Genomic DNA, 26,368 nt, shown 5'->3' on the forward strand with positions numbered 1-26,368 from the left:
TCACAACAATGCGTATCGCCTTTGCCTGAAAGGAATGGTAGGGTTGTCCGACATCCTCCACTCCCTTCAGGCTCATTCATGTCTCAGTTAAAGTCCTCCGCTGCGCTGCGGGAAACATCGCCGCGTGCATCCGCAAGGCCTGCAGAACTTGCACTCGCCATCGGCGGCTTCGGTATTGGCACCGGAGAGTTCGCGATCATGGCGCTTTTGCCCGATATCGCGCGCGATCTGAATGTCACCATACCAAGCGCCGGGCATCTTATCAGTTCCTATGCTTTGGGTGTGTTGATTGGTGCGCCTGTACTGGCCGTTCTGGGTGCAAAGCTCGATCGTCGCAAGCTGCTGTTTTTGCTGATGGGGCTTTTTGCTTTCGGCAATCTCGCCAGCGCATTCATGCATGACTATACCGGTCTTTATATAATGCGCTTTGTTGCAGGCTTTCCGCATGGCGCGTATTTCGGCGTGGCCTCGTTGGTAGCGGCATCATTGGCGGAGCCTGGCAAGCGTGCGCAGGCTGTTGGGCGTGTTATGATGGGGCTGACCATTGCCACATTGTGCGGAACGCCTTTGGCGACATGGCTGGGACAAGCTGCTGGTTGGCGCGCGATGTTTGCAGCCGTTGGCCTGATTGCCATTCTCACAATGGTGCTGGTCATGATTTATGTGCCGAAGCAGCCTGCCGATGAAGGCGCATCTCCATTGCGAGAACTGGGTGCATTTCGCCGCAAACAGGTTTGGCTGACGCTCGGTATCGGCGCTATTGGAACCGGCGGTCTGTTCTCCGTCTTTACCTATGTGGCTGCCACAGTGACGGAAGTTTCGCATATCGACGCAAAGTGGATGCCGGTTGTATTCGCCACATTCGGTCTTGGTATGGTGTTGGGCAATGTCGTTGGCTCAAAACTGACCGACCGCACTGTCATGGGAACAGTGGGAATGGTGCTGCTTTATGATATGGCCGTCATGCTGGTCTTTCCGTTTCTGATGCAACATCCAGCCACGGCGTTTTTAAATATCCTGCTTGTTGGCGGCGGGTTTGCTCTTGTTCCAGCTTTACAGACACGCTTGATGGACGTGGCCGCTGACGCACAGACGCTGGCCGCAGCGCTCAATCATTCTGCACTCAATCTCGCCAATGCAATTGGCGCATGGCTTGGCGGGTTAGCGGTGGCGTGGGGCTTTGGCTGGACATCGACGGGAACTGTTGGCGCGTTACTGGCCGTTGCAGGCCTCGGCGTGTTCGCGTTGTCGGTTGTATTGGATCGCGCAGGCCGGGCAAAGGCATTACTTGCATCTTAATGAAGTGCACAAAAAACAACACCCGTCGCAGGGGAAGCGACGGGTGTGTTTAGGGTAAGACCGGATTGGGAGGAGGAGTTCCGATCTTTATAATCACCGAGGCTAATGGGAGGAGGGATGCCCCGGCGATAATTGGAAAACTGTGAGGACCGCACGGTTTGTAGGGCGCGGTCCCTAATAGGCCATCTAGGGGCCTGTATTCGGCGCTTGCTTTCCGAAATCAGCGTCGCTTGTTATACAACCGCTTTACGCTTTTCGGAATTCGCTATCAGCGAGCAGCAGCCTTGCGTGCGACGAACGGAATTTCCGAAGGCATGATGCCGAGGTCGTTCAGTTCACGTGGGCTCAGGCGGCTCAGTTCGTTTACAGTGTTACGGTAACGGCGCCAGTTGTTGTACGAGCGGATCAGGTTCATTTCTCTCACCTAGTCAAAAAATCAAATCTCTTTGTTGCCAACAGCATATAGGTGGGTTGATCTGAAAGTTGCAGAGACAGATTTGCATAGCTGCTGTGCAATTTAGCCTGTCGATTGCACGTCTTTTGCGCAGCTTGGTCATTATGTGATCACAATCATCAGGCGCACTGACCAAATCACTCTTTTTTCGGTGGCTTGCGGCCATTTAAAAGCATGGGACCGCGCAGAGCATTCTCGCGCATGCTCTTTGTTATCTCTGATGAAAAGCCCAGATCTTCATAATCGCAGTTTTCGGTTTTGATGCGCTCAATCGCATTGCTTGCGGTTTGTTCGTCGTCGATCTGAAACCCGCTGTCTTTGATGTCATTGAGTGTTGCAGGAAGATTTTCATTAAAGGCAAGTATTTCACTTGCGATTTGATGTTGTGCAATGATTGAAGCGCGTCCGAGATCGAATTCGGGCGATAGTTCTGTGATACCGACCCAAAAATCACGCGGCGTTTTCAGGGTAAAATCCATCTGGTTTATTTTCCCATCTTTCACCGCATCAAAGAACTGTTTGCCGAGTTCAAAGCCCCGGCGCGTAAACTGTATGCCGGTTATATTGTGGCCCATAGCGGCTTCATGCAGATAGCCGCATTGAAAATGCTTCCATGATCGCTCTGCAAAAGAAAGGTAATCTGCCTTGGATGGTTCGTCACTATAAGCTACGGATGCACTCGATAAAGACAGAATGATTGCCAAACCAATTTTACGTCTACACAAGAGAATATTCCTTCGAATGAAATGACTGTGCAATGCGCTTGCTGCCTATTGCCATGTTTGCATGAAACTTAAAGTTATTCTTTCGGCTTATTGGGAAAGAGCTGTGCAATTTTTGTCGCAAAATCCCCGGGAATTGTCGTCTTGTGACAATAATTCTACATGACTCCAGAAACGGTTTAAGCTAAGTGACTTATGTCGTGTGGTGGAGCATTACGTTTTACGAGGATGTTCCGTCACTGTTTGTCTGCGGGAGAGAGCTGACGCAAGTTGGCCACCGAAGGGGAAATCGCCCGAAATCTCTCAGGTACCATGAACCGCAGACGGGTAAGGCAACTCTGGAAAGTCGGGGGAAACCCCGCGCCGAAGGTGTAAGTATGGCTTTCTGTACAGCCATGCGAGTCTCTCAGGCCTGAGACAGAGGGGCACGAAGCAACCGCATTTCGCGGGGGCATACGTGCGACTCTGGAGTTGTTATGGGCGATACCGCATTTTTGAATACTCTGCCTTTGCATGACCTGCATGAAGAAGCTGGCGCACGCTTTGGCGGCTTTGCTGGCTGGAACATGCCGATCACTTATCCGCTCGGCGTGATGAAGGAACACCTTCACACCCGAGTTCATGTCGGTCTTTTTGACATCTCCCATATGAAGCTGATCGAAGTGTCCGGCCCGGAAGCGGCGGAACTTCTGGAGCAGACCTGTCCGCTTGATCCCTCCGCGCTTGGGGTAGGGCAGTCGAAATATACTTTCTTCCTCAATGAAAAAGGCGGCGTTCTTGACGATCTTATCGTCACGCGCCTTGGCGAAGATCGCTATATGGTTGTCGCCAATGCGGGCAATGCAGATGCGGACATTGAGCATCTCAATGAAGAAGCCGCTGGCAAGGACGTAAAGGTCAATCCGCTTGACCGCGTTTTCATCGCCATTCAGGGACCAGAAGCAGATAGCGTCATTAAAGATTTGGGACTTGCTGGTTCCGATCTTTCTTTCATGAACGGTTTTGAGCCAAAGGCTGGCTGGTTCATGACCCGCTCAGGCTATACCGGCGAAGACGGCTTTGAAGTTGGCCTGCCTGCCGACGAAGCGCGTGAACTGGTGAAGAAGCTTCTCGCCGATGAGCGTGTCGAGTGGATCGGCCTTGCCGCCCGTGACAGCTTGCGCCTTGAAGCCGGACTGTGCCTCCATGGTCAGGACATTACGCCAGAGACCGATCCGGTTTCGGCTGGTCTCACCTGGGCAATTTCCAAGCCAGTGCGCGAAAAGGCCGCTTTTACCGGCGCGCCAGCCGTGCTTGCAAGACTTGAGCAGGGCGTTGACGCAAAGCGCGTTGGTCTGAAGGCTGAAGGTCGCCAGCCAGTGCGCGCAGGCGTTGATCTTTTTGACGAGAGCGGCCGTCAGGTCGGCACCGTCACTTCGGGCGGTTTTGGTCCGTCCGCTGGTTTTCCGGTCGCCATGGGCTATGTCGAGCTTAGTCTCGCAAAGCCCGGCACCCGCATTTTCGCCGAAGTACGCGGGAACAAGGTTCCCGTTGACGTCTCAGCGCTTCCCTTCACACCACATCGCTATCGCAAAGGATGATATCCATGGCCAATATCCTGTTCACCGAAGATCATGAGTGGATCAGCGTCGAAGCTGGCGTTGCCACTGTCGGCATTACGATCCACGCACAGGAACAGCTCGGCGACCTCGTATTCGTTGATCTGCCGGAAGTCGGTCGCACCGTTTCCAAGGGCGAGGGCATCGTCGTTGTAGAGTCCGTCAAGGCTGCTTCGGACGTTTATGCGCCGGTCAATGGCGAAGTGGTTGAAGTTAACGACGCCGTATCGAGCGATCCAGCACTCATCAATCAGGCCGCAGAAGGCGAAGGCTGGCTGTTCAAGCTGAAGCTTTCCGATGAAGGCCAGCTTTCGGGTCTTCTCGATAAGGCCGGTTACGACAAACTCGTAGGATAATGAAATGACGCAACAGGTTCTCCCCTTTGTTGCCCGTCATATCGGGCCAAGAGTCGAAGACGAGCGCGCAATGCTTGCAGCGCTCGGCCTTCCTTCCATGGAAACGCTGATCACGCAGGCTGTTCCGGCTTCTATCCGGCTTAACCGCGCGCTTGATCTGCCAGCAGCTTTGAGCGAGCACGCAGCGCTTGCGGAACTCAGCGAAATTATGGACCGCAACGTGGTGAAGAAGAGCTTCATCGGTGCGGGCTATCATGGTGTGCTGACGCCGCCAGTTATCCAGCGCAACCTGTTTGAAAATCCGGCATGGTATACGGCCTATACGCCTTACCAGTCGGAAATAAGCCAGGGCCGTCTGGAACTGCTGTTCCATTTCCAGACGCTTGTTGCCGAGCTTTCCGGCCTGCCGGTCGCCTGTGCATCGTTGCTGGATGAAGCAACTGCCGTGGCCGAAGCTGTTGGCGTTGCCGTTCGTCATCATCGCGACAAGCGTGAGCGCGTTCTGCTTGCAGGCGATCTGCATCCGCAAACTGTTGACGTGATCAACACACGTGCGGAACCACTTGGCTGGCAGGTTGAAACGGGCACTGCTGTTGACGACAATACCGCTGCCGTCATCGTTCCTTGGCCCGATACACGCGGCGTTTATGGCGACTTTACCGCTGTCATAGCCGATGCCAAAGCTAAAGGCGCTTTGTTGATCGCAGTTGCCGATCCGCTGGCGCTGACAATTCTGGAAGCCCCTGCAAAGTGGGGCGCGGATATGGCTGTCGGCTCCATGCAGCGCTTCGGCGTTCCAATGGGCTTTGGTGGTCCACATGCTGCATATCTTGCAGTATCCGAGCCGCTGACCCGCATCATTCCGGGCCGCATTGTCGGGCAGTCGGTTGATGCACATGGCCGTGCCGCTTATCGCTTAGCGCTCCAGACACGTGAGCAGCATATCCGTCGTGATAAGGCGACTTCCAACATCTGCACCGCACAGGCGCTGCTCGCCAATATGGCTGCATCCTTCGCCATCTGGCATGGCCCGACAGGCCTTCAGGCCATTGCAACGCGTGTTGCCGGTCTTGCGTCGCGCTTTGCCACGGGCCTCAAGGCTGCTGGCGTCGAAATAGCAGGCGACAGCCTGTTCGACACTGTCACGATTAAGGTTACGGGCAAAGCCGCGAGCATTGCAGACGAAGCCGACAAGGGCGGTCGTTTGATCCGTATCGTCGATGCGGATACGGTTGGTGTGACCTTTGATGAAACCTCGACCGAAGACGATCTTGCAGCACTTGCCGTTCTGTTTGGTGCAAAGCCAGTCGGCAATGACGATCTGCTCGTGCCATCCAAGGGACGTGGCGAAGGCTTCCTGACTCAGGATGTGTTCCATTCGCATCGTTCCGAAACAGAGATGATGCGCTTCCTGCGTCGTCTGGCTGACAAGGATCTGGCGCTTGATCGTGCGATGATCCCGCTTGGCTCCTGCACGATGAAGCTCAATGCGGCAGCAGAAATGATGCCGGTGAGCTGGAACACGGTTGCCAATCTGCATCCATTTGCTCCAGCCGCGCAGACCACCGGCTATGCCAAGATGACGTCTGATGTTGAAGCATGGCTTTGCGAAATCACCGGCTTTGCGGGTGTTTCGCTGCAGCCAAATGCCGGTAGTCAGGGCGAATATGCGGGTCTTCTCGCAATCCGTCACTATCACCAGTCACGCGGCGAAGGTCATCGTAACATCTGCCTTATTCCATCCTCGGCACATGGCACCAATCCTGCCAGTGCATCGATGGCAGGCATGAGCGTTGTCGTCGTGAATTGCCGTCCTGACGGCGATATCGACATTGATGATCTGAAAGCCAAGGCTGAGAAGCACCGCGACAATCTTGCGGCGTTCATGATTACCTATCCGTCGACCTATGGCGTGTTCGAAGAAGGCATCAAGGCTTTCTGCGAAATCGTCCATGATAATGGCGGTCAGGTCTATTTCGACGGCGCTAACCTCAATGCGCTCGTTGGCCTTGCTCGCCCTTGCGATATTGGCGCTGACGTCTGTCATATGAACCTCCACAAAACCTTCTGCATTCCGCATGGCGGCGGCGGTCCGGGTGTTGGTCCGATTGGTGTGGCCAAGCATCTGGTGCCTTATCTGCCGGGTCATGTTGATCTCGGTTCCAAGCATGCAGTCTCGGCTGCACCTTTTGGTAGTGCATCCATTCTGGTCATTACGTGGATGTATATCCGCATGATGGGCGGCGCGGGTCTCAAGAAGGCAACCGAGGCTGCAATCCTCAATGCCAACTACATCGCGCATCGTCTGAAGGACGCTTACCCGATCCTTTACACCGGCGCGCATGATCGCGTGGCGCATGAGTGCATCGTGGATACGCGCGTGCTCAAAGACAACGCAGGCGTAACCGTTGAAGACGTGGCCAAGCGCCTGATCGACTACGGTTTCCATGCACCGACCATGTCGTGGCCGGTTGCCGGAACGCTGATGATCGAACCGACTGAGTCCGAGCCGAAGTCGGAAATTGATCGTCTTTGTGATGCTATGATTGCCATTGCAGGCGAGGCGAAGAAGGTTGCCGACGGCATCTGGCCAAAGGATGACAATCCGCTTGCCAACGCGCCGCATACGGCAGGTGATACGCTGGCAACAGAATGGACGCATCCTTACACCCGTGAGGACGCTGTGTTTCCAGCACGTGCCTTAAGCGGAGATTTTGACACGACGGCAAAATACTGGCCGCCGGTCAGCCGCGTCGACAATGTCGGTGGTGACAGAAATCTCATCTGCTCTTGCCCGCCAGTTGCATCTTACGGCTGATACAGCTCATTGGTCGTATTTTAACGCTTTGTAAAGCGACAGGTCGGAGCGGTACTCTATCGCTCCGACAGAAATAAAATTACCGGGTCCGGATGCCGCTTTTGTTTGTCGGCGAAAGAATTGGGAACGTCTTTTTGCAGCGGGAATGATGATGAGAACCATGTTCTTGGACAGTCATTTCCGTCAGAAAACTGCCATTGTTTTTGAAAGCGCTGCGGTAACGTAGCGCTTTTTATTTTGGTTCTAACTTACTGAAATTTAGGCAAAAAAAGAGCCGGACTAAAAAGTCCGGCTAAGTTATGAAGGTGCCATAAAGGCAAACCTCCAGAGGGGAACACTTACCGCGCGCAATGGGAGGAGGCGCAAGCGGTAAGCACCTGTCATATGGATCAGTTGAAGCTATTCTTCAACCCCTGAAACGCGAAATTTTTGACCATTTCGGAAAATTCTGAAACTTTTCGGAGTTTTGACAATTTCAGGCAGTTGATTGGTCAATGTTTGAGCTCGTTATGCAGGCTCACGGTGCTCCAAATCGAAACAATCTCCTGTTGTATTGCCCAGGCAACTGCGACTCGTGAATCAAGCCCCTAAGTTTTGCGGGTGTATTCGCGTGGCCTCATGTCTAGAGTATAGTCGGGAAATTGATCGGCATCGCTGCGAACGGGAGAGTTCATGGATTTGCGGCTGCTTCTACTTATGGTTATCGCCGGGATAGGGCTTGGCGTACTGGCAATTCATTTTTTGGGTGGGGGAACAAAGCGCAGCATTCTTGCTGACGACGAAACGGTCAAAGAGCGTTTCCATCTTGATTATCCCGAAATCGAGATGGGTGAAATTTGTTACACCGAAGATCGCGGCACAGCATTTTTTCCGCTGGCAGGACTTGGAACGGGGCTGGTGCATAGCGTTGGGGATCGGTTTTTGACGCGCTGTCTGGTTGCGTCCGATGTTCTCGCACTTGTGGAGAACGGCAATACCGAACTCATACTGCATATGAAAGATTTCACCTGGCCCAAGGTCAAACTGGTCTTTACCGATGCGATAGATCGGAAGAAGGTGAAAGACTGGCTGTCGGTTCCATCTCACGAGGGGAAGCTGCATGAATAGCAATCCGGTATTCTTAGATGTGACGCGCCTCGCAATTCCACTTTATGTATTGGGAATTTTGATCGAGCTGGTTGCGATCCGCTACTGGAAACGGAGGGGAGAGTTCGAAACACGCGACGCTCTGACCAGCCTGTTGATGGGGGCGGGGAATGTTGCAGCAGGTCTGCTGCTCGGTTTTGTCTCCGTCGTTGCGCTATTGTGGGTGTGGCAGTTCCGGTTCTTCGACCTGGGCCTGCATTGGTGGGTTTTCGTTGTCGCCTTCATTCTCGATGATCTGCGTTACTACTGCTACCATCGCATAGCGCATCGAGTGCGTTGGGTTTGGGCCGAGCACGTCAACCATCATTCAAGCCAGCATTATAATCTAACAACCGCTTTGCGGCAGTCGTGGACCGGGCAGATGACCGGCATGTTTGTGCTGCAAGTGCCGCTGGTTTTGCTCGGGTTTCATCCTGCGGTGATCGCCTTTGTTTACGGCTTTAATCTGATTTACCAATTCTGGATTCATACCGAAGCCATCGACAAATTGCCCCGGCCGATTGAGTATATCTTCAATACGCCGTCGCATCATCGCGTGCATCATGCAACGAACCCGCGCTATCTGGATGCCAATTATGCAGGCACCCTCATCATCTGGGATCGAATGTTCGGCACCTTTGTGGAAGAATTGCCGGAAGATATGCCTCGTTACGGCATTGTGAAGAACGTCGGAACGTTCAATCCCGTGCGCGTGGCGTTCCATGAATGGTTCGGTATGTTGAAGGACGTGTTCTCGCCGGGCCTGACCTTGCGCCAACGTCTTCTATATATGGTCGCGCCACCCGGCTGGAGTCACGACGGAAGCCGTAAAACATCGGAAGATTTGAAGGCTGACTATGTGAGGCTTAACCCGTCGGAAGCGGGCAAAGCGGGATTGCCCGGAAATATTAAACGGTAATTCGATAGAATTTCGGACGGTAGCCGAGGCTTGATAGCCGCAATTCAATACGCGAAAAGGCTTCACTATGAAGCCTTTTCAAAGGCTTACTATACCTCAAAAAACTTGCAGTCTCATCAGGGGTAGCTAACTTACATCGCTGTAAGTTTCTGAAATAGTTAGAATAATTCTAAAACATTCCCATGGTAGTCAACTTCATTTGGCTTGCAGTGGTGCGCGCGTAGATATAGAAAGATGACAAATAGACGAAGGCTTGTGCCGGTTGTGAAGAGTGTCAATCAAGGGGCGGATTGATCACTCTGCCTTTTGGATGAACTCGAATGCTCGTACCATTTCTCATCATGTTCCGCGAAGGCGTGGAAGCTGCGCTAATCGTTGGCATTATCGCGAGCTATCTGCACCAGACCGGACGCAGCGCCTGGATGCCGGTTGTTTGGATTGGTGTGCTGCTGGCCCTGGCGATGTCGCTGGCAGTTGGCGCAATCCTCCAGCTTGTAAGCGCAGAATTCCCGCAAAAGGCGCAGGAGCTTTTCGAGGCCATTATCGGGCTCATAGCCGTTTTCGTGCTGACGTCCATGGTTTTCTGGATGCGTAAGGCGGCTCGTTCCATCAAAGCGGAACTGCATCATTCCATTGATGCGGCATTTGAAACGCCCACGCATAAGGGCTTCGGTCTGATCCTGATGGTGTTCTTTGCTGTGGCCCGTGAGGGGCTTGAGTCGGTCTTCTTCCTGCTCGCCGCATTCCAGCAGAGCGAAGGTGGCGCGGCACCGCTTGGCGCATTGCTCGGTGTTCTGCTTGCCGCTTTGGTTGGTTACGGTATCTATCGTGGTGGCCTGAAACTCAATCTGCGCCGCTTCTTCCGCTGGACCGGTGTTTTCATACTGATTATCGCAGCGGGCATTCTCGCAAATTCGGTGATGGCGCTGCATGAGGCTGGTATCTGGAACCACTTCCAGACGGTCGTGTTCGACACAAGCGAAATGCTGCCGCTCGACAGCACGCTTGGCTCGGTTCTGGCTGGTATCTTCGGCTATATCGCAACGCCGACGATCAGCGAAGTGGTTGCCTATCTCGGCTTCCTCGTGCCTGCGCTCATTATTTTCCTGATGCCGTCTTCCGCACCTGCGCAGAGCGCAGCCGCGAAGCACACAGTTTAATCGAAGAGATTTTCCATGACCAAGCCGCAAAGCCCAAAACCTGTTGCACCATTCTCCCGCAACCTCGTGCGAGCGGTTCTGGTGCTGGCCGTTCTGCTGGTGCTGGCGGCAGGTGCTGCTTTCTATTACGCCTCGCGCGTTTCAGATAAATCGCGCCATGCAGATGGTGATGGCAAAGTGCAGATCGTGGTCAACGCGAAAAGCTGCGATCCAAATGAACTGACGGTTCCGGCTGGGCGCACGGTTTTTGAAATCGTCAACAAGTCCGACCGCTCGGTTGAATGGGAAATTCTCGACGGCGTGATGGTTCTCGAAGAGCGCGAGAATATCGCACCGGGCTTCAAGCAGACACTTTCCGCCAAGCTTTCGCCGGGCGAATATCAGATTACTTGCGGCCTTCTTTCCAATCCGCGTGGAAAGCTGATCGTGACGCCATCGGCAAGCAGCGAAGCCGAAAAGGGTAAGATGCCGCTGACCGCTTTCCTTGGCGCGTTGGCTGAATATCAAATTTATCTAGCTACCGAAGTCGCTGAGTTCCAGAAGGCTGTTGCAACGCTTTCGGATGCCGTTTCAAGCGGCAATATCGAAGCCGCACAGGCTGCTTATGCACCGGCGCGCGAAGCTTATGCCCGTATTGCTCCCGTTTCAGAAGCTTTCTCTGATCTTGATACAGCGATCAATGCGCGCGCCGATTTCTTTGAAAAACGTGAGCAGGACCCTGCATTTGGTGGCCTGCATCGCATTGAATATGGGCTGTTTGAACAGAAGTCGCTGGACGGCTTGCAGCCCGTCGCCACAAAGCTTGTTCAGGATGCCGCTGGTCTGAAAGACCGCATCCGTGCGTTGCGTATTTCGCCTGACCGGATGCTGGCAGGCACATCGTCAGCGCTCAACCGCTTTGCGTCTACCGCTGCTGACGCAGGTGACGATCGCTACGCACACACAGATTTGCAGGTATTTGCAGGCCTTGTTGAAGGCTCCGCAAAGACGGCGGACGTATTGCGTCCGATCGTCGTCAAAGTCGATCCCAAGGTATTTGAAGGGATTGATGCTCAGGTGTCTGCCGTGAAGGCGCTGCTAAGTGCTCAGAACGGCAAGTCATATGACACGCTTTCTACTGACGAGAAGGCGAAGATCAAGGACGGCGCGACTGCTCTCGCCGACCAGTTTTCAAAACTCCGCGATCAACTTGGAGTGGATTAATGACCAAGAAATTTTTCAAAGACGATAGTTCTGAAACAGACAATCCAACGTCGCCAACGCGCCGCGCCCTTTTGCTCGGTGCCGGTGCTACAGGTGTCGCGAGCGTGCTTGCATCGCAGGCGGCTAACGCACGCGCCTCTAACAACGCGCTTTCATCGGAAAGCGTGACCAATGCACCTGAAAGCGACAAGTTGCAGGAGAGCCAGCCATTTTATGGCGTGCATCAGCCCGGCATTGTGACACCACGCCCTGCAACTGGTCTCGTGGCCTCTTTCGATGTTCTTGCGCGTGATCGCGCGGGTCTCGAACGCATGTTCAGACTTTTGACAGAGCGCGCAGCTTTTCTCATGGAGGGTGGCGAGCCACCGGCGCTTGATCCAAAGTTTCCGCCATCCGACTCCGGCATTCTCGGGCCGACCGTTACCCCTGATAACCTGACTATCACCGTGGGTCTGGGCAGCTCGCTTTTTGATGATCGTTTTGGGCTCAAGCCGTTCAAGCCAAAACAGTTGCAACGCATGACGGGGTTCCCCAATGACGCGTTGCAAAAGGATTTGTGTCATGGCGATCTGGTAATTCAGTTTTGCTCCAACACTGCAGACACGAATATCCATGCGCTGCGCGATATCATGAAGAACATGCCTGATCTTCTGATGGTGCGCTGGAAACAAGAAGGCTCAGTGCCGGTTCAGCCGCCTCATTCGCCCAAAGCGAAGGAAAGTGCGCGCAATTTCCTCGGCTTTCGCGATGGCTCTGCCAATCCTGATGCTGCCGACAAGGGATTGATGGATCGAGTTGTCTGGATTCAGCCAGGCAAAGATGAGCCGGAATGGGCTTCTCACGGCAATTATATGGTCGTGCGTCTCATCCGTAATTTCGTCGAGCGCTGGGATCGCACACCGCTGCAGGAACAGCAGACGATTTTTGGTCGCCATAAGGATAGTGGCGCGCCATTCGACGGTAAAACCGAAGCTGACGTTCCGGACTATTCGAAGGACCCGGAAGGCAAGGTTACGCCGATGGATTCTCATATCCGGTTGGCCAATCCACGCGATGCCAATGCCGAGCAGCATCTGATTTTGCGGCGTCCATTCAACTATTCCAACGGGGTCACGAAGTCCGGCCAGCTCGATATGGGGCTGCTGTTCATCGCTTATCAGGCCGATTTGGAAAAGGGCTTTATCACCGTTCAGAAGCGCCTCGATGGCGAACCTCTGGAAGAGTATATCAAGCCCGTCGGCGGCGGTTATTTCTTCACGCTACCCGGCGTGAAAAATCAAGATGACTTTTACGCAAGTGCTCTTTTGCAGGCGAGTGGAGCGAATTTGACGTTTGATAAAGGCTGACTGCAAATGCCGGTTCAAACGTCAAATTCAAAAGCTCCACTCGTTTTAAAAGTTGGCCGTGGCCCATTAGATCCTGACATTTGCTCTGCAGTTATCCCAGCGATAGGCAAATGTCAGGATCGGGCCACTGGCGGGCCGCAGAACGCGCGTGGGTGAAGGTCTTATCACCACGGAGAGGTAAACATGAAATATCGTCTGCCACTGCTCGCGTCGGCTTGTGTCGTCGCTCTGTCCCTCAGCTTCGGTGCTGCAAAGGCCGAAGTCTCCCCACTCGATCTGGTTCAGCCGATTGCTGATTACAAGATCTACGTTCAGGACAATCTTGATATTCTCGTGAAAGACACAAAGGCTTTCACCGATGCGATCAAGGCTGGCGATCTGGCGAAGGCGAAAGAACTTTATCCATCCTCGCGTGTTTCTTACGAAAAGATCGAGCCGATTGCAGAGCTTTTTGCAGACCTCGACGCCTCCATCGATAGCCGCGCAGATGACCATGAAGATGCAGAAAAGTCTGACGACTTTACTGGCTTCCATCGTCTCGAATATGGCCTGTTCTCACAGAACTCGACTGAAGGTCTCGATAAATATGCCGATAAGCTCTATTCGGATGTTGTCGAGCTGCAGAAGCGCATCAAGGACATGACCTTCCCACCTGAAAAGGTTGTTGGTGGTGCAGCAGCCCTTATGGAAGAAGTCGCAGCAACCAAGATTTCGGGCGAAGAAGATCGCTACAGCCACACGGATATCTGGGATTTCCAGGCTAACGTTGATGGTTCGCAGAAAATCGTTGAACTTTTCCGTCCGCTGATCGAGAAGGAAAATCCTGAGCTTCTCAAAAAGTCGGATGCCAACTTCAAAACCGTCAACGACATTCTTGTGAAATACAAGAAGGGTGATGGCTATGAATTATACGATAAGTTGACCGAGGACGATCGTAAGGTCATGGCAGGCGCTATTACGACGCTTGCAGAAGATCTTTCGACGCTGCGCGGTACGCTCGGCCTGAATTAAGGCACTTAAACAGTATGTAAAATGGCGGGCCTTGCCCGCCATTTTCATTTGTAATGAACGATACTCATAAAGAGATATTGCCCGCCGCGAGATCAGGCCATAGGCTGGGTTGTCTGGATTCATCGAGGAGGATTATGGTTATGACCAAGCTGTCGCGAGCAACGCTCAAGAGCTTCAACAAAGTTCACAAGCCTGGTTATGATCCGGCAGACCTTGTACCCGGGATAGTTCATTTTGGCGTGGGTAATTTCCATCGCGCGCATCAGGCCGTTTATCTCGATGATCTGTTTGGTCTGGGGCTCGATCACGATTGGGCTTTGGTCGGCGCTGGCGTGCGGGCCAGCGACGATGCAATGCGCGATACGCTTAAAGCCCAGGACTGGTTGACGACTGTTGTTGATCAGGAAGCGGAACACTCGGAAGCGCGAATTACCGCTTCCATGGTTGATTATGTGACTATTTCGACGGAGGAGGGGCGTAAAGCCCTGATGGATTATCTCACGTCGCCCGATATTCGCATTGTTTCTATGACGATCACTGAGGGCGGATACTATATTGACCCGGCTAGCCAGCATTTTGATGCGGCTCATCCTGATATTGTTGCTGACGGAGCATATCCTGATAAACCCAACACCGTTTTTGGTCTCATTGTGCAGGCGTTGAAACTACGTCGCGCGGCAGAAGTCGAGCCATTTACGGTTATGTCTTGCGACAATATTCCGGGCAATGGCCACGTGACAGAAGATGCGGTTGTCGGGCTTGCAAAACTCAGCGATCCAGACTTCGCAGACTGGATTTCAGCGAATGTCGCATTCCCAAACTCCATGGTGGATCGCATCACACCTGCAACAGGTGTACGTGAACGCGAAATCGCTTTGAATGAGTTCGAAGTGGAAGACGGCTGGCCAGTTTTCTGCGAAGGTTTCAAGCAGTGGGTTGTTGAAGACAATTTCCCAACCGGGCGTCCAAGGCTACATAAGGTCGGTGTTACCTTTTCCGATCAGGTTGATGCCTACGAGCTAATGAAAATTCGCATCCTCAATGGCGGCCATGCGGCAATTGCTTATCCGGGCGGACTTCTCGACATTCACTTCGTTCATGAAGCGATGGAAAACCCGTTGATCCGGAAATATCTGGAAAAGCTCACCAAGGAAGAAATCATTCCAGAAGTGCCGCCAGTGCCGAATACTGTTCTGGAAGACTACCGTCTGCTCATCGATAAGCGCTTTGCCAATCCGAAGATCGGCGACACGATCCGTCGTCTGTGCCTCGACGGCTCGAACCGCCAGCCGAAATTCATTCTGCCGACTGTTACGGACCGTCTGGCCAAAGGCCACTCGGTCGCTGGGCTTGCTTTGGTGTCTGCTCTCTGGTGCCGTTACTGCTACGGAACGACAGATAGTGGTGCGGTTATCGAGCCGAATGATCCGTCATGGGATCGTCTGGTGAAGCATGCGGTACTTGCCAAGGATGAACCGTCACGTTGGCTCGAAATGACCGATATTTTCGGTTCACTCGCTTCCAATCAGGCTTATGTTGCCGCGTTCTCTGCAGCGCTTAAGCGCATCTGGCATGATGGAACAGCCAAAACGCTTGAGCGTTACCTGGCAGACGAAGCGCTATAATGCCATATTGGTAAGGGAGGACGACACGCCGTCCTCCCTTAATGCTTTTAAGATTTATTTTGAAGTTCTGCGCAATATTCGAGAATGTCACCGGGCTGACAATCCAGATAAGTACAAATAGCTTCTAGTGTATTGAAGCGAATTGCCTTCACTTTTCCCGATTTCAACAGAGACAGATTGGCTTCGGTAATTCCTATTGCCTTCGCCAATTCGTTGGAACGTACTTTGCGTTTTGCCAGCATTACATCCAGCCGAACCACGATTGCCATGGGTTTAAACCGTTAACGCAAGTTCGTCATTTATGAGCCTCGCTTCGTCCATCGCTTTGGCAATCGCCAGAATAATAAGTCCGAGACAGACTGATCCGAACGTAGATGAGCTAATACCTAACGTAATCACGCGTTGCCCCTCAGGATTATTGTAGGTCAGGGCAACGGCAAATAGCGGGGAGGTTAACAGATCAATTCCTGCATATATAATGAAACTGAATCCTGTGTCTCGCAAAGCGGCGATGTTTTCGCGCGAAAACAGAATTCCCCGCGCATAGAGTGAAAAAAGTTGCCTTAGACGAAAAAGTGCAAAAATGATCGGTGATATGGCAAGCAGAGAAATCAGGAAACCAAAAATACGTTGGCCAGAAGTGATCTCCGATATGTGCCAGTTTGTACCGTTCACAAACGCGAGCAGAGCGCTAAGGTCCGCCGTCATCCAAAATGTGAACAGCAGCAGCGGAAGGATAGGAACCAAAGCCGCGCATAACCAATATAGACGCTGACCCGTAGTGCTAAGTGGGGATTTATTCATTTTGTATGACCTTGATTGCTTAATTAACAGCTTCATATTATACAGAAAATAATTATTGTAAAACGATAATTACAGTGCGCCCGGATAAACCCTTACCGGGCGGTTGTCTTTCACCGACTCCATCACCACAAAGGTGGAGGTGCTTGCCACATTCGGCAGGCTCGAAATTTTTTCGCCCAGCACCTCGCGGTAACGTCGGATGTTGGGCGTTCGCACTTTCAAGAGATAGTCGAAGGAACTCGCGATCATGTGGCATTCTTCGACTTCGCGTATCTTGCGCACAGCGACGTTGAACGCTGTGAGTGCAGTCTCACGTGTGTCCGATAGTTTTACAGTCGTAAAAGCGATATGATCGAGGCCGAGTTTTTCCGGATTTATGGCCGCGCGAAAGCCTAAAATATAGCCCTCATCGACCAGCCGTTTGACGCGCGCCTGACACGGTGTCTTGGAAAGACCGACTTTTTTTGACAACTCGGTCATAGCGATGCGACCATCATCGCTCAGCACTTCAAGAATGCGGCGATCGAACTGATCCAGATCGTCTACAGAGTCTATCTTTCGCATTCAAACTGCCTCTTGAAGTCACTTTAATAAGATCGAATTGTCTTTATATGGATCAAATGAAGGCAGAATGCAATTTGCGCTGATGATAGTGTGCCCCCACATAAAAGCACAGTTGAACTGGGCCTGAGCCTGTTTTCGCGAGCATTGCACCATGACTGATAAGATATCCGCTCCCACTCCTGTTTTCCAGAATTTCGCGCCGCCGATCCGCGAGGAGACGTCCCTGCGCAAGGCAATCACCGATGCCTACCGTCGGCCTGAAGCAGAATGCGTAACCGCGCTGGTTCAGCAGGCAACCTTGCCTGAAGAAACGGTAAAGCAGGTTCGCGCGACAGCTCGTAAGCTGATCGAAGCGCTGCGCGCCAAGCATAAAGGCACAGGCGTCGAAGGTCTGGTGCATGAATATTCACTGTCGAGCCAGGAAGGCGTGGCGCTGATGTGCCTGGCCGAAGCTCTGCTGCGTATTCCGGATATGGCAACGCGCGATGCGCTGATCCGTGACAAGATTTCGAACGGCGATTGGAAGTCGCATGTCGGCGGTGGTCGCTCGCTGTTCGTTAATGCCGCGACCTGGGGCCTTGTTGTCACCGGCAAGCTGACGAACACCGTTAATGACAGCGGCCTTTCGGCAGCACTCACGCGCCTCATTGCTCGTTGCGGTGAGCCGGTTATCCGTCGTGGCGTGGATATGGCCATGCGCATGATGGGCGAGCAGTTCGTCACTGGCGAAACCATTGATGAAGCACTCAAGCGTGCAAAGTCGCTTGAAGAACGCGGCTTCCGCTATTCCTATGATATGCTGGGTGAAGCAGCCACCACGGCGGCTGATGCAGAACGCTATTACAAGGATTATGAGGTTGCGATCCACGCGATTGGTCGCGCGTCGGCCGGTCGCGGCATCTATGATGGCCCGGGTATTTCAATCAAGCTTTCGGCACTGCACCCGCGTTATGTTCGCGCGCAGAGCGAGCGCGTCATGGACGAGCTTCTGCCAAAAGTGAAAGCGCTCGCAGCTCTTTCCAAGAAGTACAATATCGGCCTCAATATCGATGCTGAAGAAGCAGATCGTCTGGAGCTCTCGCTCGACCTTCTGCAGAGCCTTTGTGAAGACCCTGATCTCGCTGATTGGGAAGGCATCGGCTTTGTGGTCCAAGCTTATGGCAAGCGCTGCCCGTTTGTACTTGATTTTATTATTGATCTTGCGCGTCGCACCAATCGTCGCGTCATGGTTCGTCTGGTCAAGGGCGCCTATTGGGATGCGGAAATCAAGCGCGCGCAGGTAGACGGCCTTGAAGATTTCCCGGTCTATACCCGCAAGGTTCATACCGACGTTTCCTACATTGCTTGCGCCCGTAAGCTGCTTGGCGCGCGGGATGTAATCTTCCCGCAGTTTGCAACACACAATGCGCAGACGCTCGCCACGATCTACCATCTGGCAGGTCCAGACTTCAAAACCGGCTCTTATGAATTCCAGTGCCTGCACGGCATGGGTGAGCCTCTTTATGATGAAGTGGTTGGTGCATCAAAGCTTGGTCGTCCGGCACGAATTTATGCGCCAGTTGGTACGCACGAAACGCTGCTTGCTTATCTGGTGCGTCGTCTGCTTGAAAACGGTGCCAACTCGTCCTTCGTCAATCGCATTGGCGATAAGAGCGTGTCGGTTGATGAACTGATTGCCGATCCTGCAGAAGTCGTTCGTTCGATGGCTGTGGTTGGCGCGCGCCACGACCAGATCAATCTGCCTGAAGGCCTTTACGGTATTCGCAAAAACTCGGCAGGTTTCGATCTTTCCAACGAAGAGCAGCTGGCCGCACTGAGCGAAACACTTAAAACCAATGCCTCGCGTGCCTGGACTGCCGAGCCGCAGGTTGCGGGTGCCAAGGTCAAGGGTGAAACACGTCCGGTTCTTAACCCCGGCGACCATTCCGATGTGGTTGGCAAAGTCACGGAAATCGCAGTAGCCGATGTTGCAACGGCAATGAAGGCGGCCGAAAAAGCAACCGCAAGCTGGTCTAAAGTTTCGCCGGCTGACCGTGCAGCTTGCCTCGATCGCGCGAGCGACATCATGCAGCGCGAAATGCCGGAGTTGCTTGGCCTCATCATGCGTGAAGCTGGCAAGTCCATGCCAAATGCGATTGCAGAAGTGCGCGAAGCTATCGACTTCCTGCGTTACTACGCAGAACAGACCCGCCGCACACTGGGCGTTGCTCACAAGCCGCTCGGTCCCATTGTTTGCATCAGCCCGTGGAACTTCCCGCTGGCAATCTTTACCGGACAGATTGCAGCCGCTCTTGTTGCGGGCAATCCTGTTCTGGCAAAGCCTGCCGAAGAAACCCCACTCATTGCAGCGCAGGGCGTTCGCATTCTGCACGAAGCTGGCATTCCTGCTGATGCATTGCAGCTTCTGCCTGGCGATGGCCGCATCGGTGCAGCACTTGTTGCAGCGCAGGAAACCTGTGGCGTGATGTTCACCGGCTCGACCGAAGTTGCACGCCTCATTCAGGCGCAGCTTGCTTCGCGTCTGCTGCCAAATGGCAAGCCGATCCCGTTGATCGCTGAAACAGGCGGCCAGAACGCAATGATCGTGGATTCTTCTGCGCTTGCAGAGCAGGTCGTGTTCGACGTGATTGGCTCGGCTTTCGACAGCGCCGGTCAGCGTTGCTCGGCGCTGCGTGTGCTTTGTCTGCAGGAAGATGTTGCCGACCGCATTTTGACGATGCTCAAGGGTGCGCTTAAGGAGCTTTCCATTGGCCGTACCGACCAGCTCAAAGTTGATATCGGTGCAGTTATCACACAAGAAGCCAAGGACATTATCGAAACGCACGTTCAGGCGATGCGCGATATGGGTCGCAAGGTGGAGCAGCTTCCGCTTGGATCGGGAACCGATAAGGGCACTTTCGTAGCGCCAACAATCGTTGAGATTGATAGCCTCCGTGATCTGAAACGCGAGGTGTTTGGCCCGGTTCTGCACGTGGTGCGGTACAAGCGTGATGACATGGATCGCCTGATTGATGACATCAACGCAACCGGTTATGGTCTGACCTTTGGTCTGCATACACGCCTTGATGAAACCATCGCTCATGTTGCCGACCGCATCCGGGTTGGTAACATCTATATCAATCGCAATGTTATTGGTGCGATTGTTGGCGTCCAACCTTTCGGTGGTCGTGGTCTGTCCGGCACGGGCCCGAAGGCTGGTGGTCCGCTCTATCTCGGTCGCCTTGTCGAAACAGCGCCAATCCCGCCGCGTATGGCTTCGGTTCACACCGATGCTGCGCTTAATGATTTCGCAAAATGGCTCGGCAATCGCGGCATGAACGAACTGGCGCATGCAGCACGCGAAACTGGCAGTGTTTCAGCACTTGGTCTGAATATTGAGCTTCCGGGTCCGGTTGGCGAACGCAACCTCTATGCGCTGCATGCGCGTGGTCGCATTCTGCTGGCTCCACAGACAGAAACAGGCCTTTATCGCCAGCTGACGGCAGTGCTCGCCACGGGCAATACGGCTGTGATCGACGAAGCGTCGGGTCTGCGCAGCGTGCTCAAGGATCTGCCTGCAAGTGCTGCTTCGCGTGTCGTATGGACAAAGGACTGGCAGGCGGATGCGCCTTTCGCCGGTGCGCTTGTTGAAGGAGAGGGCGAGCGCCTGATTGAAATCAACAAGAAGCTGGCCGCGCTTCCTGGCCCGCTCGTGCTGACACAGGCTGCAACCTCGGCGCAGCTTGCTGAGAGCGCTGATTGCTATTGCCTGAGCTGGTTGCTCGAAGAGGTTTCGACTTCCATCAACACAACAGCCGCGGGCGGCAATGCCAGCCTCATGGCCATCGGCTGATAAGCCTTTATAACACTTCGAAAGAGGCGACCTTCGGGTCGCCTTTTTTGTTTGCATATCATTGCAAGGCTGTGCAGAAACAGAATTATCAGATCGTTTCCAGAGTTTTCAGAATGAAATTTACAAAAGCAGATTGACACATAAGCCTAAAAGGCAAAGACTGTGCACAGGCTTGCAAAAAGCCACAGCGTGGAGGCGCTGATCATAGGGAGGAATAATGATGCGTTGGGCACTTATGGCCGCGGCGTTTGCCGCTGGCGTTTCATCATTTGCGGTTTCTGCACAGGCTTCAGGCAATCTCAATCTTATCTGTTCGGCAGACGTCGTGATCTGCGAGCAAATGAAGAATAATTTCGAGAAAGAAACGGATATCAAAGTCAATATGGTGCGCCTGTCTTCCGGCGAAACCTATGCGAAAGTGCGCGCTGAAGCGCGTAATCCAAAGACTGATATCTGGTGGGCCGGCACTGGCGATCCGCATTTGCAGGCCGCATCAGAAGGTCTGACGCTCGAATATAAGTCACCAATGCTTGACCAGTTGCAGGATTGGGCAAAAAAGCAGGCAGAAAGCTCTGAATTCCGCACTGTCGGCGTTTATGCTGGTGCGCTAGGCTGGGGCTACAACACCGACATTTTCAAGAAAAAGAACCTGAAGGAACCGGCCTGCTGGGCTGATTTGCTTGATCCGTCCTATAAGGGCGAAATCCAGATGGCCAACCCGAATTCATCCGGCACAGCCTATACGGCTCTTGCAACGCTCATACAATTGATGGGTGAGGAAAAGGCGTTTGAATATCTGGCAAAACTGAACGACAACGTCTCGCAATATACCAAGTCCGGCTCTGCGCCCGTAAAGTCGGCAGCGCGTGGCGAAAACGGCATTGGTATTGTCTTCATGCATGATGCAGTTGCGATGACTGCCGAAGGCTTCCCGATCAAATCCATCGCGCCTTGCGAAGGGACGGGATACGAAATCGGCTCCATGTCAATCCTCAAAGGTGCCCGCAATCTCGAGAATGCCAAGAAATGGTATGACTGGGCGCTAACAGCAGAAGTGCAGTCTAAGATGAAGGATGCAAAATCCTTCCAGCTTCCATCCAACAAGAACGCCGAAGTGCCGAAAGAGTCACCGCGCTTTGAGGATATCAAGCTGATCGACTACGACTTCAAGACCTATGGCGAACCGACCAAGCGCAAGGAAATCCTTGAACGCTGGGATAAGGAAATTGGCGCCAAGGCCAATTAAAACTTAACCGCATCCGCGGTTGCAATCCACTTTCGTGACGAACCCTCCCGCCTTCATCAGGCGGGAGACGGATAATTGCGTCCACTTTGCAGGCCATGAGCAAAAAATGAGCAGAAAAGCGGATAGAATATGAAACAACACAATCGACGGCTTGATGTGGTTCTGGCGCTGGCTTTGATAGCGTTTCTTATCTTGCCCTGGTACCGCATCGAGCAAGGCTTCTTCCGTTTCAGCTGGCTTGACGGGTTTTTCAGTCAAGCCGAAAACGCTCCGGGCATTTTGCAAATATTCGCTTACGGTCGACCTTGGCTCGCTGTAGTCGCGGTGCTTATGCTCATATGTGGGTTTGCACGTTTTGCGATGTCTCCGGAAAAACGCACCTCTGTTCTGATCGGTGCGAGCCTTTTGGGCGCTGGATTCCTCGCGCTGCAGGGGCTGGCAATCGGCTTTACCGGCTGGAACTGGGCCTTAAGCGAAACATTCTTCGGGCAGCTTGCAGACGGGCAACCAGCGTTCGGTGCGGGTGCTGTTCTGACAGGCCTATGCTTTCTTTTGATTTTTTCGTTCGCTCTTGCTGAACGTGGGGTGATGAAAGGTGATGCTTTTGTTGTCTCTTCCATCACGTTGCTGGTAGCCCTTGTCAGCGTCTTTGTATTCTATCCGATCATCAGCATGTTTGCAGGTTCGGTTCAGGACTTTGATGGCTCTTTTAATCCCGATGGTTTCATCGGCAACATTCAGGATTCCTCGATCTGGAGCCTTGCCTGTGTGATTGGCGACGGGCGCTGCGGCGTTGCATGGCGCACGTTGTGGCTGGCACTGATGACCGCCACTGGTTCCACAGTGCTTGGGCTTTCGTTTGCGCTTGTTGCAACGCGTACGGGTTTTCCGTTTAAGAAGGGCCTGCGTATTCTCACTGTGCTGCCGATCATCACGCCACCATTTGTCATTGGTCTGGCGCTCACATTGCTGTTCGGTCGCGCTGGTGTGGTAACTGAACAGATTTCCTACTTCTTTGGCGTTGAACCGGGCCGCTGGCTTTATGGCCTTACGGGTATCTGGATCGCACAGGTGCTTTCGTTCACGCCCATTACCTTTCTGGTTTTGATCGGCGTTGTTGAGGGCGTTTCTCCTTCAATGGAAGAAGCATCGCAAACTCTGCGTGCTGATCGCTGGCGAACGTTTAATCGTGTGTCGCTGCCGCTTATGGCGCCGGGTCTTGCCAATGCATTCCTGATTGCTTTTATCGAAAGCATGGCGGATTTCGGTAACCCGATGGTGCTGGGTGGCAGTCATGGTGTGCTTTCGACCGAGATATTCTTTGCCGTTGTGGGCGCGCAAAACGATCCGTCGCGCGCTGCGGTTCTCGCGATCGTTCTGCTCTGCTTCACACTGTCCGCGTTTCTTATCCAGCGTTTGTGGCTATCGGGCAAAAACTTTGCGACCGTCACCGGCAAGGGTGATTCCGGCATACATGCCGCGCTACCAAATGGACTCAAGATCGGCGTTTATGCTCTTGTTATTCCATGGATGATCTTCACGGTCGTTGTTTACCTGATGATCCTTATTGGTGGCTTTGTACGTACATGGGGCCTCGATAATTCACTGACCTTTGATCATTATCGCCGTGCTTTCTCGGTTGCGTGGACCGATAGCGGCTTTGCCTGGACGGGCGTTGCGTGGAACTCCTTCTGGACCACGATGGAGATATCGCTTATCTCCGCACCGCTCACCGCGGCGGTTGGGCTGCTCACTGCTTATCTGATCGTGCGACAGCGGTTTTTTGGGCGCAGTGTGTTTGAGTTCGCACTAATGTTGAGCTTCGCCATTCCAGGAACGGTCATTGGTGTCAGTTACATCATGGCTTTCAATCTGCCGCCGCTTGAAATGACGGGCACAGCACTGATCCTGATTGCCTGTTTCGTGTTCCGCAATATGCCCGTTGGCGTGCGTGGCGGGATTGCTGCGATGAGCCAGCTGGACAAGAGCCTTGATGAAGCTTCGCTTACCCTGCGGGCAGGTAGTTTCCGCACCATCCGCAAGGTGATCCTGCCGCTTCTGCGACCTGCGATCACAGCAGCGCTCGTCTATTCCTTCGTGCGTGCCATCACATCAATCAGCGCCGTGATCTTCCTTGTTTCGGCGGAATACAACATGGCGACCTCTTACATCGTAGGCCTTGTCGAAAATGGCGAGTTCGGTGTGGCGATCGCCTATTCTTCGGCACTCATCCTCGTCATGGTGGTTGTGATCGTCACCTTCCAGCTTCTTGTCGGCGAACGCAGGCTGCGGCGCGAAAATCGCGTCGCAACGCTCACGCCGATCAAAACCGTTCAACAGGAGAAAGCCGTATGACCACGATCCGTCCCGGCTCCGTTACCTTTCAAAACGTGACGAAGAAGTTCGGTAATTTCACCGCTCTGCCTGATCTTTCGCTCACCGTTGAACCCGGCACATTGGTTACGTTGCTCGGCCCATCCGGTTGCGGGAAGACCACGACCCTGCGTCTGCTGGCGGGCCTTGAACATCCAACCTCAGGCCGCATTCTGATCGGCGACAAGGATGTGACAATGCTTCCCGCCAACGAGCGCGATGTATCGATGGTGTTTCAATCCTATGCGCTGTTTCCGCATATGAGTTCGCTCGATAACGTTGCTTATGGGCTTGAATCTTCTGGATTAAAGAAGAAGGAAGCGCGTGAGCGGGCGGAGGAAGGGCTGAAGCTTGTTGGCCTTGCCGGTATGGGACATCGCCTTCCGGCGGAACTCTCCGGCGGGCAGCAGCAGCGTGTTGCAGTTGCGCGTGCTCTTGTGCTGGAGCCGCAGGTGCTGCTGCTTGATGAACCGCTTTCCAATCTCGATGCGCGGCTGCGTCGTCGCGTGAGGACCGAAATCAGAGAACTACAGCAAAGGCTTGGTTTTACAGCAGTTTATGTCACCCACGATCAGGACGAAGCTTTGGCTGTGTCCGATACAATTATTGTCATGAAAGACGGCGATATAGCGCAGCAAGGCAGCCCGCGCGATCTATATGAGTCTCCCGCCTCTGCCTTCATTGCAGACTTCATGGGTGAGGCAAATGTCGTTCCCTGTGAAGTTGTCAGCGCAGAAAATGGAGAAGCTGTCATTCGTATTGGGAAGCTCAGTCATCGCCTTGCATCATCACATGCAAGGCTAGGACCAGCACAGCTGGCGGTTCGCCCAAATGCGGTGAGCCTGCAAGCAAAAGCTGGTGGAGATTTTCCGGGCCGCGTGGCCCATTCCGCCTATCTCGGTGATCATATCGAATATGAAATCGAGACTGAACACGGCAAGCTTTTCATTGTCGATCCGGCTGTTGAAGAAGCGCTTCCGCCACAAACGGATGTGGCTATCCATTTCAAGCCACGCGGCCTTGCCATCATCAACAATTGAGCGCATGAACCATGCGCCTTTATTCCCTCTGACTGGAAACCAAGCATGACATCAGACATTTCAAAAGAGCTTGAAGCACGGTTTAAGCTTGCGCAAGACATTGCGCGCGAGGCTGGTGCGCTGGCACTCGATTACTTCAATCGCCGCGAGACGCTTGTGATTGAAATCAAGCGCGATCCGCAGGATGTGGTGTCCATTGCTGACCGCAATGTCGAGCAGCTGATTAACGAGCGCGTTTCGGCAGCTTTCAGCGACGATGGCTTTCTGGGTGAAGAATATGGGCTGAATGCAGGTAGCTCAGGCTTTACATGGGTGGTCGATCCGATCGATGGCACCAGCCCGTTCGTCAATGGAATGCCGAACTGGTGTGTTTCCATTGCGGTTCTCAAGGATGGCGAGCCAATCATCGGTGTTATTCAGGCACCTTGTTTTGATGAGCTTTACGCATCGGCTAAGGGGCAGGGTGCAACGCTTAATGGCAAGAAACTGACACTTGACCCGTCCCGCAACATTCGCAACTCGGTGACAGGCATCGGCGCGAATAATTATGTCACGCCGCAAGTGGTTGCAAAAATTGTAGAAGACCTGCTTGAAGCGGGTGGCACATTCATCCGCAACGGCTCAGGCGCGCTTATGATTGCTTATGTCGCGGCCGGTCGTCTGGTTGGCTATTATGAGCCTTACATGCACGCTTGGGATTGCATGGCCGGTTTCTGCCTCGTCAAGGAAGCGGGCGGCTATGCGCATCCATTTCCAACGGAAGGCGAAAAGCTCACCAAAGGTAGTCACGTTTTCGTTGCGGCACCCGGCGCGGTGGATGATTTGAAGAAAGTGGCAAAACTGTAAGAAAAAAGCCCCGGAAATCCGGGGCTT

The 26,368-nt window shown here is 53.4% G+C and carries 21 protein-coding genes and 1 riboswitch; of the genes, 16 read left to right on the plus strand and 5 right to left on the minus strand.

Features of this window, described 5'->3' with window-relative positions:
- The first annotated feature begins 78 nt into the window (after positions 1-78).
- Positions 79-1,299, plus strand: coding sequence for an MFS transporter (locus OIV19_RS03715; RefSeq protein ID WP_095444269.1), 1,221 nt, complete (start codon positions 79-81; stop codon positions 1,297-1,299).
- Between the two features lie 268 nt (positions 1,300-1,567).
- Here the strand turns inward: OIV19_RS03715 and OIV19_RS03720 are convergent, their stop codons facing one another.
- Together OIV19_RS03720 and OIV19_RS03725 are read right to left on the minus strand one after the other, a co-directional pair.
- Complete coding sequence (locus tag OIV19_RS03720; RefSeq protein WP_084486680.1) at positions 1,568-1,714, minus strand: DUF1127 domain-containing protein; 147 nt, start codon at positions 1,712-1,714, stop codon at positions 1,568-1,570.
- 176 nt (positions 1,715-1,890) lie between these two features.
- Positions 1,891-2,511 (minus strand): hypothetical protein, encoded by a 621-nt coding sequence (locus OIV19_RS03725; protein ID WP_264230720.1) that lies wholly within the window; start codon positions 2,509-2,511, stop codon positions 1,891-1,893.
- A gap of 204 nt (positions 2,512-2,715) precedes the next feature.
- A riboswitch (glycine riboswitch) is annotated at positions 2,716-2,805 on the plus strand.
- Between the two features lie 146 nt (positions 2,806-2,951).
- Here OIV19_RS03725 and gcvT point away from each other — a divergent pair.
- The 10 genes from gcvT to OIV19_RS03775 all read left to right on the plus strand — a co-directional run bounded on the left by gcvT (position 2,952) and on the right by OIV19_RS03775 (position 15,636).
- Positions 2,952-4,055 carry a glycine cleavage system aminomethyltransferase GcvT gene (gene gcvT, locus OIV19_RS03730; RefSeq protein ID WP_264230721.1) on the plus strand — a complete coding sequence of 368 codons (1,104 nt, stop codon included), beginning with the start codon at positions 2,952-2,954 and terminating at the stop codon, positions 4,053-4,055.
- Between the two features lie 5 nt (positions 4,056-4,060).
- Positions 4,061-4,429 carry a glycine cleavage system protein GcvH gene (gcvH, locus tag OIV19_RS03735; RefSeq protein ID WP_151092052.1) on the plus strand — a complete coding sequence of 123 codons (369 nt, stop codon included), beginning with the start codon at positions 4,061-4,063 and terminating at the stop codon, positions 4,427-4,429.
- A gap of 4 nt (positions 4,430-4,433) precedes the next feature.
- Positions 4,434-7,247, plus strand: a complete 2,814-nt coding sequence (gcvP, locus tag OIV19_RS03740; RefSeq protein WP_151092054.1) for an aminomethyl-transferring glycine dehydrogenase — start codon at positions 4,434-4,436, stop codon at positions 7,245-7,247.
- A 672-nt stretch (positions 7,248-7,919) separates the two neighbouring features.
- On the plus strand, positions 7,920-8,354 hold the full coding sequence (locus tag OIV19_RS03745; protein ID WP_151092056.1) for a hypothetical protein: 435 nt from the start codon (positions 7,920-7,922) through the stop codon (positions 8,352-8,354).
- Complete coding sequence (locus tag OIV19_RS03750) at positions 8,347-9,291, plus strand: sterol desaturase family protein (protein WP_151092058.1); 945 nt, start codon at positions 8,347-8,349, stop codon at positions 9,289-9,291. Before OIV19_RS03745 ends, OIV19_RS03750 begins: the two co-directional genes overlap by 8 nt.
- Before the next feature lie 320 nt (positions 9,292-9,611).
- Positions 9,612-10,451: an iron uptake transporter permease EfeU gene (efeU, locus tag OIV19_RS03755; protein ID WP_264230722.1), complete on the plus strand. Its 840-nt coding sequence runs from the start codon at positions 9,612-9,614 to the stop codon at positions 10,449-10,451.
- A gap of 15 nt (positions 10,452-10,466) precedes the next feature.
- On the plus strand, positions 10,467-11,654 hold the full coding sequence (gene efeO / locus OIV19_RS03760; RefSeq protein WP_264230723.1) for an iron uptake system protein EfeO: 1,188 nt from the start codon (positions 10,467-10,469) through the stop codon (positions 11,652-11,654).
- Positions 11,654-13,000 carry an iron uptake transporter deferrochelatase/peroxidase subunit gene (efeB, locus tag OIV19_RS03765; protein ID WP_264230724.1) on the plus strand — a complete coding sequence of 449 codons (1,347 nt, stop codon included), beginning with the start codon at positions 11,654-11,656 and terminating at the stop codon, positions 12,998-13,000. Before efeO (OIV19_RS03760) ends, efeB begins: the two co-directional genes overlap by 1 nt.
- Positions 13,001-13,183: 183 nt before the next feature.
- A complete protein-coding gene (gene efeO, locus OIV19_RS03770; protein WP_151092064.1) occupies positions 13,184-14,011 on the plus strand; it encodes an iron uptake system protein EfeO in 828 nt (275 codons plus the stop codon).
- Between the two features lie 140 nt (positions 14,012-14,151).
- Complete coding sequence (locus tag OIV19_RS03775; RefSeq protein WP_264230725.1) at positions 14,152-15,636, plus strand: mannitol dehydrogenase family protein; 1,485 nt, start codon at positions 14,152-14,154, stop codon at positions 15,634-15,636.
- Positions 15,637-15,683: 47 nt separating this feature from the next.
- Here OIV19_RS03775 and OIV19_RS03780 read toward each other — a convergent pair whose 3' ends face one another.
- From OIV19_RS03780 to OIV19_RS03790, 3 genes are all read right to left on the minus strand, one after another.
- The gene (locus OIV19_RS03780; RefSeq protein ID WP_264230726.1) at positions 15,684-15,905 is read right to left on the minus strand and encodes a helix-turn-helix domain-containing protein; all 222 of its coding nucleotides are present in this window, start codon (positions 15,903-15,905) and stop codon (positions 15,684-15,686) included.
- A 4-nt stretch (positions 15,906-15,909) separates the two neighbouring features.
- Positions 15,910-16,440 carry a DUF2975 domain-containing protein gene (locus OIV19_RS03785; protein WP_264230727.1) on the minus strand — a complete coding sequence of 177 codons (531 nt, stop codon included), beginning with the start codon at positions 16,438-16,440 and terminating at the stop codon, positions 15,910-15,912.
- A 69-nt stretch (positions 16,441-16,509) separates the two neighbouring features.
- A complete protein-coding gene (locus OIV19_RS03790; protein ID WP_095444281.1) occupies positions 16,510-17,004 on the minus strand; it encodes an Lrp/AsnC family transcriptional regulator in 495 nt (164 codons plus the stop codon).
- Between the two features lie 151 nt (positions 17,005-17,155).
- Here OIV19_RS03790 and putA point away from each other — a divergent pair, with 151 nt between their 5' ends.
- The 5 genes from putA to OIV19_RS03815 all read left to right on the plus strand — a co-directional run bounded on the left by putA (position 17,156) and on the right by OIV19_RS03815 (position 26,341).
- Positions 17,156-20,836, plus strand: coding sequence for a trifunctional transcriptional regulator/proline dehydrogenase/L-glutamate gamma-semialdehyde dehydrogenase (putA, locus tag OIV19_RS03795; RefSeq protein WP_264230728.1), 3,681 nt, complete (start codon positions 17,156-17,158; stop codon positions 20,834-20,836).
- 220 nt (positions 20,837-21,056) lie between these two features.
- Entirely contained in the window at positions 21,057-22,082 is a 1,026-nt protein-coding gene (locus OIV19_RS03800) for an ABC transporter substrate-binding protein (RefSeq protein ID WP_264230962.1), read from the plus strand.
- Positions 22,083-22,211: 129 nt separating this feature from the next.
- On the plus strand, positions 22,212-24,437 hold the full coding sequence (locus OIV19_RS03805; protein WP_151092072.1) for an ABC transporter permease: 2,226 nt from the start codon (positions 22,212-22,214) through the stop codon (positions 24,435-24,437).
- A complete protein-coding gene (locus OIV19_RS03810) occupies positions 24,434-25,495 on the plus strand; it encodes an ABC transporter ATP-binding protein (protein ID WP_264230729.1) in 1,062 nt (353 codons plus the stop codon). The genes OIV19_RS03805 and OIV19_RS03810 overlap by 4 nt, the downstream gene beginning before the upstream one ends.
- A 45-nt stretch (positions 25,496-25,540) precedes the next feature.
- Positions 25,541-26,341: an inositol monophosphatase family protein gene (locus tag OIV19_RS03815; protein WP_264230730.1), complete on the plus strand. Its 801-nt coding sequence runs from the start codon at positions 25,541-25,543 to the stop codon at positions 26,339-26,341.
- Positions 26,342-26,368: the final 27 nt, after the last annotated feature.

The organism is Brucella sp. HL-2 (assembly GCF_025846885.2).
Classification (GTDB): domain Bacteria; phylum Pseudomonadota; class Alphaproteobacteria; order Rhizobiales; family Rhizobiaceae; genus Brucella; species Brucella quorumnocens.